Annotated in this window: 17 protein-coding genes; 3 read left to right on the top strand and 14 right to left on the bottom strand. The window is 45.1% G+C overall.

Features of this window, described 5'->3' with window-relative positions; genetic code table 11:
• Positions 1–104: 104 nt before the first annotated feature.
• The 5 genes from D9A03_RS20160 to D9A03_RS00275 form a co-directional block, all read right to left on the bottom strand.
• A complete protein-coding gene (locus tag D9A03_RS20160) occupies positions 105–227 on the bottom strand; it encodes a hypothetical protein (RefSeq protein ID WP_256386271.1) in 123 nt (40 codons plus the stop codon).
• 8 nt (positions 228–235) lie between these two features.
• On the bottom strand, positions 236–460 hold the full coding sequence (locus tag D9A03_RS00260; RefSeq protein WP_120495237.1) for a VOC family protein: 225 nt from the start codon (positions 458–460) through the stop codon (positions 236–238).
• 61 nt (positions 461–521) lie between these two features.
• Positions 522–1,013: an SRPBCC domain-containing protein gene (locus tag D9A03_RS00265; protein WP_120495238.1), complete on the bottom strand. Its 492-nt coding sequence runs from the start codon at positions 1,011–1,013 to the stop codon at positions 522–524.
• Complete coding sequence (locus D9A03_RS00270; protein WP_120495239.1) at positions 1,014–1,358, bottom strand: helix-turn-helix transcriptional regulator; 345 nt, start codon at positions 1,356–1,358, stop codon at positions 1,014–1,016.
• Positions 1,359–1,444: 86 nt separating this feature from the next.
• Positions 1,445–2,815 (bottom strand): PLP-dependent aminotransferase family protein, encoded by a 1,371-nt coding sequence (locus tag D9A03_RS00275; RefSeq protein ID WP_162937897.1) that lies wholly within the window; start codon positions 2,813–2,815, stop codon positions 1,445–1,447.
• 109 nt (positions 2,816–2,924) lie between these two features.
• Between D9A03_RS00275 and D9A03_RS00280 the strand changes: the two genes are divergently transcribed.
• Positions 2,925–3,665 (top strand): pyridoxine 5'-phosphate synthase, encoded by a 741-nt coding sequence (locus tag D9A03_RS00280; RefSeq protein WP_120495241.1) that lies wholly within the window; start codon positions 2,925–2,927, stop codon positions 3,663–3,665.
• 125 nt (positions 3,666–3,790) lie between these two features.
• Entirely contained in the window at positions 3,791–4,204 is a 414-nt protein-coding gene (locus D9A03_RS00285) for a DUF1801 domain-containing protein (RefSeq protein WP_120495242.1), read from the top strand.
• A gap of 2 nt (positions 4,205–4,206) precedes the next feature.
• On the opposite strand, the gene D9A03_RS00290 is transcribed toward D9A03_RS00285, so the two are convergent.
• The 9 genes from D9A03_RS00290 to D9A03_RS00330 form a co-directional block, all read right to left on the bottom strand.
• Positions 4,207–4,473, bottom strand: coding sequence for a metal-sensing transcriptional repressor (locus D9A03_RS00290; RefSeq protein WP_120495243.1), 267 nt, complete (start codon positions 4,471–4,473; stop codon positions 4,207–4,209).
• A 116-nt stretch (positions 4,474–4,589) separates the two neighbouring features.
• Positions 4,590–5,360: a hypothetical protein gene (locus D9A03_RS00295; protein ID WP_120495244.1), complete on the bottom strand. Its 771-nt coding sequence runs from the start codon at positions 5,358–5,360 to the stop codon at positions 4,590–4,592.
• 95 nt (positions 5,361–5,455) lie between these two features.
• Positions 5,456–6,229 carry a hypothetical protein gene (locus D9A03_RS00300; protein ID WP_120495245.1) on the bottom strand — a complete coding sequence of 258 codons (774 nt, stop codon included), beginning with the start codon at positions 6,227–6,229 and terminating at the stop codon, positions 5,456–5,458.
• Positions 6,219–7,289 carry an RDD family protein gene (locus D9A03_RS00305; RefSeq protein ID WP_120495246.1) on the bottom strand — a complete coding sequence of 357 codons (1,071 nt, stop codon included), beginning with the start codon at positions 7,287–7,289 and terminating at the stop codon, positions 6,219–6,221. Before D9A03_RS00305 ends, D9A03_RS00300 begins: the two co-directional genes overlap by 11 nt.
• Entirely contained in the window at positions 7,274–8,281 is a 1,008-nt protein-coding gene (locus D9A03_RS00310; RefSeq protein WP_120495247.1) for a stage II sporulation protein M, read from the bottom strand. Before D9A03_RS00310 ends, D9A03_RS00305 begins: the two co-directional genes overlap by 16 nt.
• A gap of 18 nt (positions 8,282–8,299) precedes the next feature.
• Positions 8,300–9,616 carry a DUF58 domain-containing protein gene (locus D9A03_RS00315; RefSeq protein ID WP_120495248.1) on the bottom strand — a complete coding sequence of 439 codons (1,317 nt, stop codon included), beginning with the start codon at positions 9,614–9,616 and terminating at the stop codon, positions 8,300–8,302.
• On the bottom strand, positions 9,616–10,572 hold the full coding sequence (locus D9A03_RS00320) for a MoxR family ATPase (protein ID WP_120495249.1): 957 nt from the start codon (positions 10,570–10,572) through the stop codon (positions 9,616–9,618). Before D9A03_RS00320 ends, D9A03_RS00315 begins: the two co-directional genes overlap by 1 nt.
• Positions 10,559–11,815 (bottom strand): hypothetical protein, encoded by a 1,257-nt coding sequence (locus D9A03_RS00325; RefSeq protein WP_120495250.1) that lies wholly within the window; start codon positions 11,813–11,815, stop codon positions 10,559–10,561. The genes D9A03_RS00320 and D9A03_RS00325 overlap by 14 nt, the downstream gene beginning before the upstream one ends.
• Positions 11,815–12,507, bottom strand: coding sequence for a hypothetical protein (locus tag D9A03_RS00330; protein ID WP_120495251.1), 693 nt, complete (start codon positions 12,505–12,507; stop codon positions 11,815–11,817). Before D9A03_RS00330 ends, D9A03_RS00325 begins: the two co-directional genes overlap by 1 nt.
• 575 nt (positions 12,508–13,082) lie before the next feature.
• Between D9A03_RS00330 and D9A03_RS00335 the strand changes: the two genes are divergently transcribed.
• Positions 13,083–14,081 (top strand): D-cysteine desulfhydrase family protein, encoded by a 999-nt coding sequence (locus D9A03_RS00335; protein WP_120495252.1) that lies wholly within the window; start codon positions 13,083–13,085, stop codon positions 14,079–14,081.
• Positions 14,082–14,196 lie beyond the last annotated feature (115 nt).

Here is a 14,196-nt window from a genome sequence, read left to right on the forward strand (position 1 = left end):
CATGAATTCCATATTTTAAATCAAGCGATTACGACGCGCACAAGGTCATGAAACGCCCCAAGAGCTCTGCCAGAATGACAGAGCTTATAATGCTGATTTTGTAACTACGCCTCAACAAGCCCGACGCGACGCCCGTCGGGGTCATTAAAAAGACCGATTGTCGGTCCACCGGGAATATCCATTGCCTCCAGAACAATGCTTCCCCCCTTTTGAACGGCCCGCTTCAACGTTTCTTCTACAGAAGGGACTTTTCAACATAAAAAGTCAGATGTCCCCCAGTATCGGCCATATCTTCGCCAATACCACCATTAATTCCCTTCTCATCGCTCTCGGTATCAACCATGCCGTAGTTCATAGGGTTATCAACATCAATATCCCACCCAAAGAGGTCACCATAAAAAGCTTGTGCCTTTTCTGCGTCTTCAGAGATAATTTCAAAATGTACGACCGGGCATCCCATGTATTTTCCCTTCTTATCTTTTAAGTGTTTTAAGCATTAGAGTAATGCCAAATGGTTAGGTTTATTTCCCCGCAAGAACTTCATCGAGACAATCATAGGAGCTTTCCCATCCTTTGCGATGTAGATCACATTGTTCTGTGTCAGCAAAAATCTTTTGAGAAAACTCCATCAAGGTTTTCTCACCTTCATCATGGAGCAAGATTGTCACTTCGGTCTCATGCCCGCGAATTCCATCATGCCCAATCCAAGCCCACGTGAAGACCAACTTGGAAGGATCCTCTACCTCAGTGTAAATACCGCCAACTTGATTAGAAGAACAATCTCCGCCCGTATTTTCCAATATTGTTTTCCACTGACCGCCGACACGAAAATCCATCTCACAGAGGCTACACTCACATCCTTTAGGGCCCCACCAAGTTTTAAATACCTCGGGTTGGGTCAATGCTTTGAAAACCGTTTTCCTTGGTGCGGCAAAGCGACGTGTAATTTCCAAGGTCAAATCAGAAGAAGAAATTTGATCAGAAAAATTTTCCCTATTTCTATGTTCAGTCATCTAATCTGATCCCTCTTCAAAATGCCCTTCTGCCACCATCGCCTTCAAGGTATTATCAAGCTTATCAAAACTGCTTTCCCAAAAATGATTGTATTGCTCCAGCCACTCAGACGCACCTTTCAACGGCTTTTCCTGCAAAATACAGCGACGCAACTGACCATCTTTTTCTTTGCGGATAAGTCCAGAACGTTCAAGGATCTTCAGATGCTTTGTGATCGCCGGGGCAGACATCTCAAAAGGCTGAGCCAACTCCCCCACAGTTGCTTCCCCCTTCGACAGTCTTAATAGAATTGCCCGTCGCGTTGGGTCAGATAGCGCAAAAAATGTATCGCTTAGATTATCCATACCTTAACCAAAAAGAAAATTAACTAACAAGTTAATTATTATATTTCCAAGCTCACGTCAAACAAATCAAAATACTCACCTAGACATTACATCTGAAACTTGGTTGCCTGAGGCACACTGTTGAGAAGTTCGACCACTGCTGTGAGGGATTGCTTAAGAAGGGTATCGTCAATGTTCGTCAGATTAATACGCACCCCCGATGGTGCGGAAACGGGGTCAACAGCGAAGATGCTTGAGGGTGAAACTCTAACGCCTCTTAACCCGAGAGTTTCAGCAAACTCTTCGGCTTTCCAAGTACCCTTCAAAGGGATCCAAAGATGAGACGTTGCATCGTTAAAGCTGTAGGAAATATCTCCAAGGCAAGTAGCTGCCTGTTTGAGTAAGTTGGCTGTTATTGTATTGCGCTGCAATTCCAATTCATTCGCTGTGCCATCCTTGATCCAGTGGCATGCAACCTCGGCCATCAGAGGTGGTGCCATCCAACTGGTCGTCTGACTTGCGGCCAAAAACTGTGACAGCAATCCTTGCGGCGGCATTAAAGTACCAACACGCAGCCCCGGAGAAATGGTTTTCGACAAGCTACTGATATAAACAGTGCGTTCAGGGTTATAGGCTGCGATCGGCTTGAAATCAGACTTAGGACTCCTTGGATTGACATCATCTTCAATGACAAAGAAACCGTATTGATCTGCCATTTTTGCTATTTCAGCAATCCGCGCCTCAGACATCGTTGCGGTGGTCGGATTATGGGCAAAAGGCATACAATAAAGGGCTTTGACAGAATTTCTGAGGCAAGCCTGCTCCACAGATTGCGGCACCAAACCGCCTTCGTCCAAAGCTACGGGAACAAGATTAATGCCAAAGAAACGTGCATAGTTTTTGATACCAGGGTAGGAAAGCTCTTCAACCAGCACAGTATCACCGGGTGATGTCAACGCCCCCAAAGCTGCTGTTAGCGCCTGTTGCGCCCCACCTGTTATAATTAAGCGTTCAGGGTTAGCATTAAAACCGCGTCCCCCAAGCCACTCACCCAGAACTTCACGATGGCGCAACAGCCCCTGACTTTGACCATACTCAAGCATGCCATCAAGATTACTATCTTTGCCAATCTCAATGAGTGAGCGCCGTAATTGTGCTTCCAGATTAATAAAAGGGGGCGTGTTACGACTAAGGTCAACAGCCCCTGTTTCATCCAATGCATCCTGCCTGTACTGCTCATTATCCCTGTGGGCGCGAACAAAGCTCCCCCGTCCCGTTTGCTTGACAAGCAAGCCTCGCTGTTCCGCAAGGTCATAGGCACGCAAAACCGTCCCCACAGTAACACCTAGCTCATCCGCAAGGTCGCGCATTGGGGGAAGCTTTTCCCCCTCCACAAGGCGTCCTTGTTCAATATCAAGCGCCAAACAGTCCGTTATTGCGCGATAGACTGATACTTTTGAATCAAGATTTTGTGGCACCCACATTGTTACCCCAACAATGTTTTTATTGACTAGAACAATAATAAGAACATTATTCTAGTGAATACTACAACAATTTATATTGTTACCATAACAATATGAGGAAAAAATGACTGTTTTAAGCATCAACCTAAACAAAGTTGCGCTGTTACGTAATCAACGGGACATTGATTACCCAAGTATTACCGGAATGGCAAAGATTGCCTTGGCAGCAGGTGCAGGCGGTATAACAGTCCACCCGAGACCGGATCAACGACATACACGAAAATCAGATGTCTATAACCTATCCAGAATGCTTCGCGAAGAATATAGCGCACCTATAGAGTTCAATATCGAAGGTAATCCGACAGAAGAATTCATGCAGCTCGTTGCAGATACCAAACCAGAGCAAGTCACGTTGGTACCAGATGATCCGGACCAAAACACATCTGACCATGGCTGGGATATTCGCAACAACAAAGACAGACTCAAAGAGATCGTTGATCGGCTTCACGCCCAAAATGCACGCGTATCTGTTTTCATTGATCACGATCCTGATGTCGCCCTTGCTGCTGCAGAAATAGGTGCTGATCGTGTCGAGCTTTATACTGGCCCCTACTACGAATGTTTCTTTCGGGATGATCGGGAACAGGTACTTTCCTTGTACAAGAACACAGCGATTACCGCCCGCGATGCAGGCCTTGGTGTTAATGCCGGACACGACCTAAATTTGGATAATCTCGCCCATTTTCTACAAGCAATTCCCTGGACAGATGAAGTGTCTATTGGTCACGCGCTCACCGCTGATGCCCTGATCTATGGAATGGACGGTGCGATCAAGGCCTATCTTGCTGAAATAGAAAAGAAATGATGACTGAATAAGATGCCTGATCTCTATAAGCTAGGCTGTAGCTATACAGTCAGGCATCTTTTGGGTTAAACTACTGGCATGTAAAGAACTTACTGGAAATATATTCTTTCGAGGCATAAAACCAAATGACTTCCAGTCCCTTGCCAGATAACGTTGCTCCTGCATATGAAAAATATTCTGCGGACCTACGCAAAAAGCTTCTCGACCTCAGGGAAATAATACTGGATACAGTCGCTGGTATTCCTGATGTCGGTCCGGTTGAGGAAAGCTTAAAATGGGGGCAGCCAAGCTTTCTGACGACAAAAAGTAAAAGCGGCACAACAATTCGTATTGATAAAACAGGTGATGATCAGGGGCAATACGCTCTTTATGTGCATTGTCAGACCAACCTGCTTGACCAGTTTCGCGAGCTATATCCAACAGAATTCACATATAGCGGCAACAGGGCAATCTTGTTCAAAATAGAGGATGCTCTCAAAACACAAGCACTACAGCACTGTATCTCTCTGGCACTGACTTATCATTTGAAAAAGAAATAACATCAAAGATACTTTGTAATCTCTTTCAACTCATCCAGAGTTTGGCTGGATCGCGCATCTTGATCACCCTGCCCCAAACAATGATCAATATGATCATGAATTAACAGCCTCTTGGCTTTAACCACAGCTTTTTCAACGGCATATAACTGTTGCGCGACGTCAACACAGGATCGTTCTTCTTCGAGCATTTCCATAATCTTATGCATATGACCATGCGCCCGTTTAAGACGATTGATAACCTGTTTATGCGATGCGTGCTGTGTTGACATTTATTCGACCGTCTCATCTGAATGATTATTCTGCATACCAAGATTTTACCATGCCATAAAGAAAAGCCGGAAACGAAACCGCTCCGGCTTTTCTTTAATCTAGTGGGGCAATTTACTTAATCAAAGACAGAGGCAATTTCACCAGAGGAAACACCTTCTTTGCTATTACGCAGATTGTTGTATGTCACAGCACCAACAATAAGAAAGAAGGTCGTTGTAATGACCTGAACCACGGTTGAGATAACAATAGCAACGACACTCAAGCTCGTCCCTACAAAGAAAATCGTGATAAAGTTACTTACAAATCCTAAAACAATAGCAATAACCATAATGATCAGGAAAAGCCCGAGGATAGACCAGCGGTTACCTTTGGTAAGGTCAGCGCTTCTTCCAAGACTGGCAAAGATGCCTGGGCGCTCAACAACCACAACAGGTATCACAACGAAAAAGCATATTGCGGCAAAGATACCCGGAACAATTAGCAATACAATACCAATAACGATAGCAATGTAGGCCAAAAGACCGGATAGAATAACCGGAACCAAAACACTCAGGCTTTTGGACAAACACTCACCAATATTGATATTGCGTCCTGTGATATCCAGAAAAACCCCGTAAACGACGGCAGCGGCTGAAGCAAAGGACATAATTGTAGAAACAATCATAATCCAGATAAATTGGTTACCCATAGTATTAAGGACAGCTTCCGGGTTCTCAACGCTTGCCGTGAATAACCCAGAAGATACAGACCAGATCAGCATTGGTAATTGAAAGATCAACACCAATAGATTCAGCGGAATAAAACGTTTCAGGAAAACACTAAACGTCGTGGCTAACGTGTCACCAATATTAAACTGGCCAACAACGCTCTCATTCAAATTACTCATATTACCCCCTCAGATAATAATTCGACCCAAAAAATTGAAACTAAAGGACTCTATCCCAGAGCATAATTCACTTCAATTGGTTAGTGCTTCTCAGATCATTCGAAAATAGAAGCCACTTGCTTTTTTGTTGGGCCTTCCTGTAACTGACGCAATCCAACATAGGTAAATGCAGACACAACAAGCCAATATGCAGCTACAACTGAGTTGATTATCTCCCCTGTAACAAAATAAATAGGCGCTGCAGTCAAGTCTTTTAAGAATATTATTCCATATGAAAAAACAACCGCCATAAAAATTGAAATAAGAAACAATCCAGCCAGAGGCCAACGACTACCCCGCGATAGTTCACTACTTCGTTTTAAACTAGCAATAATACCCGGTTGCTCTACAACGATTACAGGAATAGCAACATACAACAGAACCATCGCAAAAATTCCAGGAGCAATCAGAAGTGCAAGCCCAATATAAAATGATACGATCATGATAATACCAACTGCCAAGACAGGTATGAAGTTAAACAAGCTGTTTAACACACATTCCCGGATTGATATTTTCTTGTCAGAAATATGTAAAAAAGTACCATAAACAACAGCTGCCTCAGCAAGGAACAACGGGAGTGCCAATAAAAGATAAGCAATAACGTGCTCATCCCATCCTATATCTACAGTAGAATTTTCTATATCTAACAGGTAATAGCCAGAAAATAAGGACCATAGAACATAGGGAATTTTGAATAGCAGAACCAAGGTCGTAAAAATCCAAAATTTATTCGAGAAATAAACGACAAAGCTGTCCTTTAAAACCTTACCCAGATTTAAAGAACTATTTCCCCAGTTATTTTCCAATTTCACATCATGATCATTTATCATGTTTATTTTCCCGGCGAACACCAAAGAGCATCTTGGCTTCAAGCCTTTTACGTAACGCAGCATAATAGGCCTTGAGAAAAGCCTTATCACTTTGCGTATTCGTTCCTTTGTGATCTTTCCAATAAAATGAAGATGTCTCGGCCTTTGGCGGTTCAACCCATTTGATTTTTACTTTGATGCGCTCGGTGACTTCCTTGATCGTTTTGGGAGCAACCTCAGGCTTTCGTAGTAACTCTTCCAGCGTTTGCAATTCATAAATGCCGTAGGCATCAACCTGTTCATCCGAGAAACTGTACAGTTCCTCTTGCCCAGTCTTGGCAGAGCGGCTTTTCATTCTGGAACCCAGCGTATCTTTATCTTGAACGATGTCACCCAACAGGTTTGTTTTCGGTATTTTAACAACCCAGGTTCCTGCAATCATATCCCCTGCCCTTAAACGATCCTTGTTAAAGAAAGGGAGAAAAATGAAAACACCAAGCCAAACCCAAATCAAGAGATCAATGAGTCCATCATATCCGGATGCAAAAGGAGAAAAGAGCATCGAAATCGGAAGGAATAGTTCCAGTTCACGCATCAAATTCCGCGCAAAAACCGCATCAGGCTTCAATTGCCCCCCCTTGCGATCAACAACCCGGATGCCCAAGGCACGTTTTCCCGGTGTTCGCCCCTGCCATTTAATTTCAAAAAAGCTGAAGTAAAAATTATACCAGAGAAACAAAAGAACCGTGATAAAGGAAAAGAGAACATAGAGAAACTCTTCCTTTTCCAGCAGGTTTTCCCAGAGATTAGAGAAAATAAACCCAAGGATAATGAGCAACGGCAAGCCGTATACAATCATCAAATCCAGCAAAACAGCAGCCAGACGATCCCCCCGGGAAGCCAGCTGAAAACTAACTGGCACGCCCTCGGGCGTAATAACCCGTCGCCAGTGACTTTTTTCTTTTTGGGGACTTTTCTCTTTTCTAGGTTTAAAAGCTCTAGCTTTAACCTGTTTATTATTTGGTCCAGATGCTTTTGAAGAAGATGCCTTAGAGTTAGAGGGCGTCACTGTCTGTTGCATATCTTACGCCCCCAATAACCAAAATACACCGCCCAGAACGCAAGCATAGAACCACCGATCAAAAAGCGTGTAGATGTATCCGTTATCCACTGACGGCCAAAGCCTTCGAGTATTGCCGCAATCAAAAGCATAAGCACAGCACCAATAACAATCTTTGCCGCCTGTCGCCCTTCATGCGCAAGGTTTGAAAGTCTGGATTGACGTCCCGGCATAATCATTCCCTTGGCAAGCCCCAGCCCACCAGCACCGCAAAGAATAATCGCCAATAACTCGGTCGTGCCATGAATAGACAACCACCCGGCAACATCCACACCCAAACCACGGCTGCTGTAAAGCGCCACAAATGATCCCAAAGTAAGACCATTATAAAAAATCAACACAATCGTTGGCACACCAAGAGCAAAACCAAGCGCAAAAGAAAACATGCCAACAGACGAATTGTGCGAGAATAAGGATGACGCAAAGACATTTAATTCATGCGCTTCAATGTCAGCACCATCGTACAAACCTTTGCGTAAATCTTCTGTTGCACTGGCCGGCGTACGCCCACTGGACATACCATCACTTACAATCGTGTAATACCACTCTTCGTTTGTAATCGTCAGGTAATAGGCGATAAGCCCGGCAACAAGCATAATAATGGTTGTCAATAATATGCGCCAACGTGCATTCCAGACCGCTGCGGGAAGATCTTCAAACAGGAATTTGAAAACCGTTCTCCCAAAACTGGCATGTACCCCATAGATGCAAAAATATGCCCGCGTTGAAAGAAGTTCAAGATATTCAAGCAGGTTACGATCTAACGAAACACCTCGTGCCACAGACAGCGAAGAAAGCGTAAAACGATAGAGATTTGGAAGACGCATCAATTGATCCGCATCCAACGATTTGACGCCTTTCTTTTCTATTTTTTCCACCAGATCCTGAAGCTCTTTCCACGACGCTTCACGTTCTTTACGAAACTGTGAACTTTTCAGTGTTGCATCTGACATTATGTACGCCTCTTCATATCAGATTAGTTCCTGATGTTTTATGGCCAGATAACGTTCAACAAGATCTGCGCTCAATGATGCCGCCGGGGCCTGAATGCAATGCACCCCAAGACGGCGTAATCTTTCAAAAACAACTCGCCGATCCCTGAGAAAGTCGTCTGCAACAACCGATTTGGCAATATCATTCACGGAATGGGGTTTTCTTTCAGCTACCTCAGAAAGTTCACGATCTTCCAAAGTAACAAAAATAATTAGGTGGCGCTTGGCCATGCGCGTAACATTTTCAATCATCAACTCTGCTGTAACTGTATCAACAAAGTCGGTGTAAAGAACAATTAATGATCTGCGTTGCAATTTGCCCGAAAGGTGAGAAAGCCCCAGCGTAAAGTTGGTTTCATTATGCTGGTAATCCAGTTCTGCACAATTTGACTGTAGATGACTAAAGGCCTGATGTCCGCCCAAAGGTTTTGCAAGCCTTCTAACTTTGGCATCAAAACCATACAAGCCAACCTTATCGCCCCCCCTTAGAGCCATAAATCCCAACAGTAAGCCGGCATTGATCATGTGATCCAACTGCGGCAGCCCATCTATGGGTCTTGTCATCAAATGCCCTGTGTCGAAAGCAAGAATGACATTGTGATTTCGTTCTACCTGAAATTCCTTACATACCAATTTGCGGTGTCTTGCTGAATGCTTCCAATCAATCGAACGCAAATCATACCCCGGCTGATATTCACGCAAGGCATCAAACTCGGTGCCGTCCCCGCGCTGTTGCTGTACCTTTGTGCCATGAAAGGCATCACGACTATCAATCTGAAGTGCGGCTGTCTTTACGGCATGCACGTTCGGTACAATCGATACTCCGTGATTGAGATCCCACTTGGTTTGACGAACGATCAAGCCCCAGGGGCTATACCACTTGAGCCACAGGTTGGTTATCTTAGCTTTGCCTCGCCGTTTTACAACCAGAGGAAACGCCAGTTCACCAACCTCTCTTTGATCCAGACGATCAATAATCACAGGTGCCGCTTTTTTTAAATACTCACTCTCTACATCCAACAAAGCTGTCACACCAAATGCCCGAAGCCGACTGGAAATCGTAAGAGAGAAATAGGCATAATCTTCGTGCCCGGCATAGAGTAACTGCGGAATATTTTGCGACAGAGATATTCGACTTGCCCCCAATGAATTCAGGGCATCAAAACCAATAAGCAAAAGAGCCAGGAACAAATAAACCACGCCAAACAGCCACAGCCCCTCATCCCAAATAATCAAGATAAGGCTGAGGGGTATTCCCAGCGAGATAAGAAGGGCACTACGAAGCGTTGGTCTCATTATCTCGGGGCAGCTGTCTGTTCCAGAATTTCACGAATAACATTGTTTGTCCGTGTTCCTTCAATTTCTGCGCTAGGCGCAAGAACAACACGGTGATGCAATCCGGGAATAGCGACAAATTTCACGTCATCCGGGATCACATAGTCTCGTCCCTGCAAAGCCGCATATGCTCTGGAAGCTGCGGCCAGCATCGTTGCAGATCGAGGAGACCCCCCGAACTGAAGAGCCGGGTGCTCTCGCGTGGCACGAACAACTGAAACAATATAATTGGTTATGTCCGGGTTCAGTCTGATCTGACTGACTAGTGCTCTCATCTCTTCCAGTTTGTCCAGATCAGCAATCCCCTTCATGCCAAACTCATCCAGCTTTGGCATTGACGTTTGATGACCATGCATTGCAACAATAGATCGTTCCTCGGCTTCACTAGGATAATCCAAAACATGCTTGAACATAAAACGATCCAACTGCGCTTCTGGCAGAGGATAGGTTCCTTGTTGTTCAATGGGGTTTTGTGTCGCGATAACCAAGAAACCAGCTCCGAGATCGTGGCTGGTGCCATCAATCGTCACAGACCGTTCACTCATCGCTTCGAGTAAGGCAGATTGTGTCTTCGGGGGTGTTCTGTTGATTTCATCCGCCAAAAGTAAATCGGTAAAGATAGGCCCTTTGGTGAGTGAAAACTCATTCGTCTGAAAATTAAACAGGTTTGTTCCCAGCACATCACCCGGCATAAGATCTGGTGTGAATTGGATACGACCAAATTTTAAATTCAACGCTTTTGAAAATGAACGAACCAACAGGGTCTTGCCTGTTCCCGGCACACCTTCCAATAAAAGGTGCCCCTTACACAACAGGCTGACCAACATCAGATCCAATGCGCCTTCTTGACCAACAATCGTACGACGGACTTCTGCCTTCAAACCTTCACTAATGGTCCGGATATCATCCAGTTCCATGCAGCATCTCCTGTTTCCATCTATGGATATTCTGTGCTGCACGAATGGCAGCAATAACGTTAAATGTATTTGCTTTGTATAAATCTTCTGCCGTCTTAATAACTTCACTACTACTCAAAGCAACGCCACGAGCATGCCCGACACGATCAAGCCACTGAAGAAGTTCGTATGGTTCTACATTCTTTGGTGCGTGCAAGTTCTGAGCAACAGATTGCAAAGATCTGTCCACATACTGCTTGAGCATCAAGGCTCCGTGTCCGCCAAAAGCAAGAAGTTCAGCAGTGTTGCCAATTAAGAATTCTTTGCCCGTCCGGTACTCTTGATCACTCTGTTCTGGCGATCCAAATCGGGTAAAGCTACTCCATGCAAGGAAAAGGACAGATATCCCGACCAACAAAGTGACAACAGCAAAAGGAAACTCGAACATCTTTTGCCATAAACTTGGTTCTGACGCATAACCATGGGATGTTTCATCAATGATGACACCGCCGGCTTTACCGTGAGTAAGTTGGTTCATGACACTGACAATAAAGGCGGCGTTTCCAGCGTTATCCAGACCATGGTTGGACAGGATATCTGGATCACTTAACACCCAGGTACGATCAATATCATAGAAAAAATCAGACTGGATTACTTCAGCTAATAGAATACCCTGATCATTATAAACCAAAGGACGTAACACATCCGGATTTTCAGCAATTAACTGAGGAGCAAGAACAGAAAGTTGCTGATCCAAAGAAAATAATTCAGAATCCCATGTAAAATTTTCAGCCGTCAAAGTAACGTCATTTCGAACCAGTTCCAGATCATCACCGACATAGTCCAGAATACCCTGAACTTGCCCTGATTGACGTAACTCCATCTCCTTGACCCAGCGACTATTCTGTGGATCCTGACGGACATCCCATTTTGGCAAGACAATCAGGGATCCAACGCCACTAAAGCCAGATAAAGTGTTCCATAATGCCTTTTCACTCTGCGGTTCAATCACCAGTTTGACATCAGAAAAGTTAAACCCACTGCGAATTTCCCGACTAATCCGTGTTCGGAAATTCATTTTTTGTAAAAGTTTGGTAAAGGCTTTATGACCAACAGCGGACTCTGAATAGGAATTGGCCCCATATGAATTCAGCTTAACGAGCTTGTCCTGATAGATAGAAGCAACAAAAGCGCCCAAAAAGGAGAGCATTCCAATCACAACCAACCACAACAGCGTTCGCTTGGAAAAGATACGATCGTCCATTATGCCACTCCCTGCTGAGAAGCAGATTGGCTAGCGGACGCCTCGCCTTCCGGCATCATAAAAATCTGGAATGCTTCTCGACATAACGAAAATTCTTCAGGTCCCGCAGAACGCCCGCCAAATTCAGTCAACTCTTCGGCATTCACAATAACAGCCATCTTTTTCTTGATCTCAATTGGCAACCAATCGGCTTGCAAGATCTCTCTATTCGTCAAGGCATCGGGCAGAGTTGTATGATAACTTTCCTTTACATGCTTCAGGCAACACAGAAGAATGGCACGGATCGCAGCTTCAAAGTGGCCCTGATTTGCCAATTGGTCCGCATGTTCTAATGTTTCCTTGCTCAGTTCATCTGATATGCGCGTCACTCTCGCATAGGAGTTAGCCTCTTCTTCAACGGTTGTTTTGTTTTGAGGTCGCCGTTTTAGATCACTGAAATAGCGATAGGCAGCTTTGACAAGCAAAACCACAACAACCGCTAAGAAACCGAAAAGAATAATCTTCCCGAGAAACTCCAACGCCGAGAGATCAAAGGGTTCAGAATTTTCCTTCTTTTTCTCGGGTACTTTCTTTTCGGCCTTCTCGGTCTTTACATCAAAAGGCGGCTCACTTTGGTAACGATCGCCCGAATAGATGTCTTCAATTGCTTCATCAACAGTTGATTGGGCAACAGCCAGAGATGGTGCAAACAAGACCACTCCTAAGTTCAGCAAGATGAACAAAGAGCCTATTAGAATATACTTTTGAATATTCAGATATCGACAGTACGACATCTTATTTTTACTTATAAAAAACAAAAGATAAGGACCCCCACACAACCTTATCAAGCAGATAACACTTTGGCAGACGTTATTTCATTAAAAGACAAGAGCAAATTAAAAATAGCACCAGTACGCACCAAAACCTTGACGAGAATTCAAGGGAGAATGACACAGCCACAAGAATAGTGTCTATAGTTTTTTTTGAGGGCCTTCTATGACAACGGACTCTTTTCCAATCAGGATCGCAGAGTAGGTATGGATAAGTTCTTTCGGCAAAAGGTGATATCTCTATTCGACTGAAGCAAAGAATTTAACAACCGTGAAAAAAGACGAAGTATGATGCCCATAGATCTCCAATAACGATAAGATCAAGCAATACTCCACCAGCAGTTAATGCCCGCAAGACACCAGAAATTCACCTCCCCCTATTGAAGTAAAACCGGAAAACGATCAGAGTAAGCCTCTAACAGTTTTATATCTTTTGTCCCTCGTTTCTCAGGTACCCCATGCTTACCGAATTCAATTCATCTGTGCCACTGGCCTTCACCCCGACGCCCCTGCATCTGCTAAGTAAGTTATCGAAGCATCTCGGCGGGCCAGAGATCTATATCAAACGGGATGACTGCACAGGCTTGGCTGGCGGTGGTAACAAAACCCGCAAGCTGGAATTTCTGATCGCCGATGCACTGGGCAGGGAAGCAACCTGTGTGATTACGGCAGGCGGCTTGCAATCCAACCACGTTCGCCAGACCGCCGCAGCGGCAGCACGATACGGGCTAAAATGCCATCTGGTTCTGGTACGGAATGTAGACTGGCAGGATGCGGCCTATCAGACATCTGGGAACCTTGTTCTCGACAAGTTACTCGGCGCAGAGATTAGCATTCATCCCGGTGGCTCTGACCGGGATCGTATTATGGACGAACTGGCATCTGATCTGGTGGAAACGGGCGAAAAGCCCTATATCATTCCCGTTGGCGGGTCCAATGCGGTTGGTGCCCTTGGCTATGCCAGTGCCCTGATGGAAATTCACGAACAGTGCCGCAGTCTGGGCCTCAGCCCCAAAGCACTTTATCACGCGACATCCAGCGGCGGCACGCAGGCGGGCCTCATTGCCGGGATGATTACCCTGAAACGTCCCTTTCCCATTCTCGGCGTCGAGGTGGATGATGACCCGGCCCCTGTGAGCAACGCCATCAAGTCCATTGTGCCGGAAACACTGGAACGCCTAGGCCGTTTCGAGGTCTGGAACCCGGCACAGGATTTGCAGGTGATCACAGGCTATGGCGGCAGCAACTATGGCATTCCCTCGGATGCCGGAAACGAAGCCATTGAGCTGCTTGCCAGAACCGAAGGGATATTGCTTGATCCCGTCTATTCCGGCAAAGCCTTTGCAGGCCTTGTCGATCATATACGGCAAGGCAGATTTACCGAAAACGATAGCGTGATCTTCTTGCACACAGGCGGGGCACAGGCACTTGGCGCCTACCCTTCTCTCTTCACCTAAGCCCCATAATTGTTCTTCTTAATCCTTTCTTGCCAATATTTCATGAGTTGTTTCACCGTTCATGCAGGCTACCTACACGTCTCTCTTCACGCCTTGAGTAAAAATTAGTTTTAAC

The organism is Kiloniella sp. EL199 (assembly GCF_900313065.1).
Classification (GTDB): Bacteria; Pseudomonadota; Alphaproteobacteria; order Kiloniellales; family Kiloniellaceae; genus Kiloniella.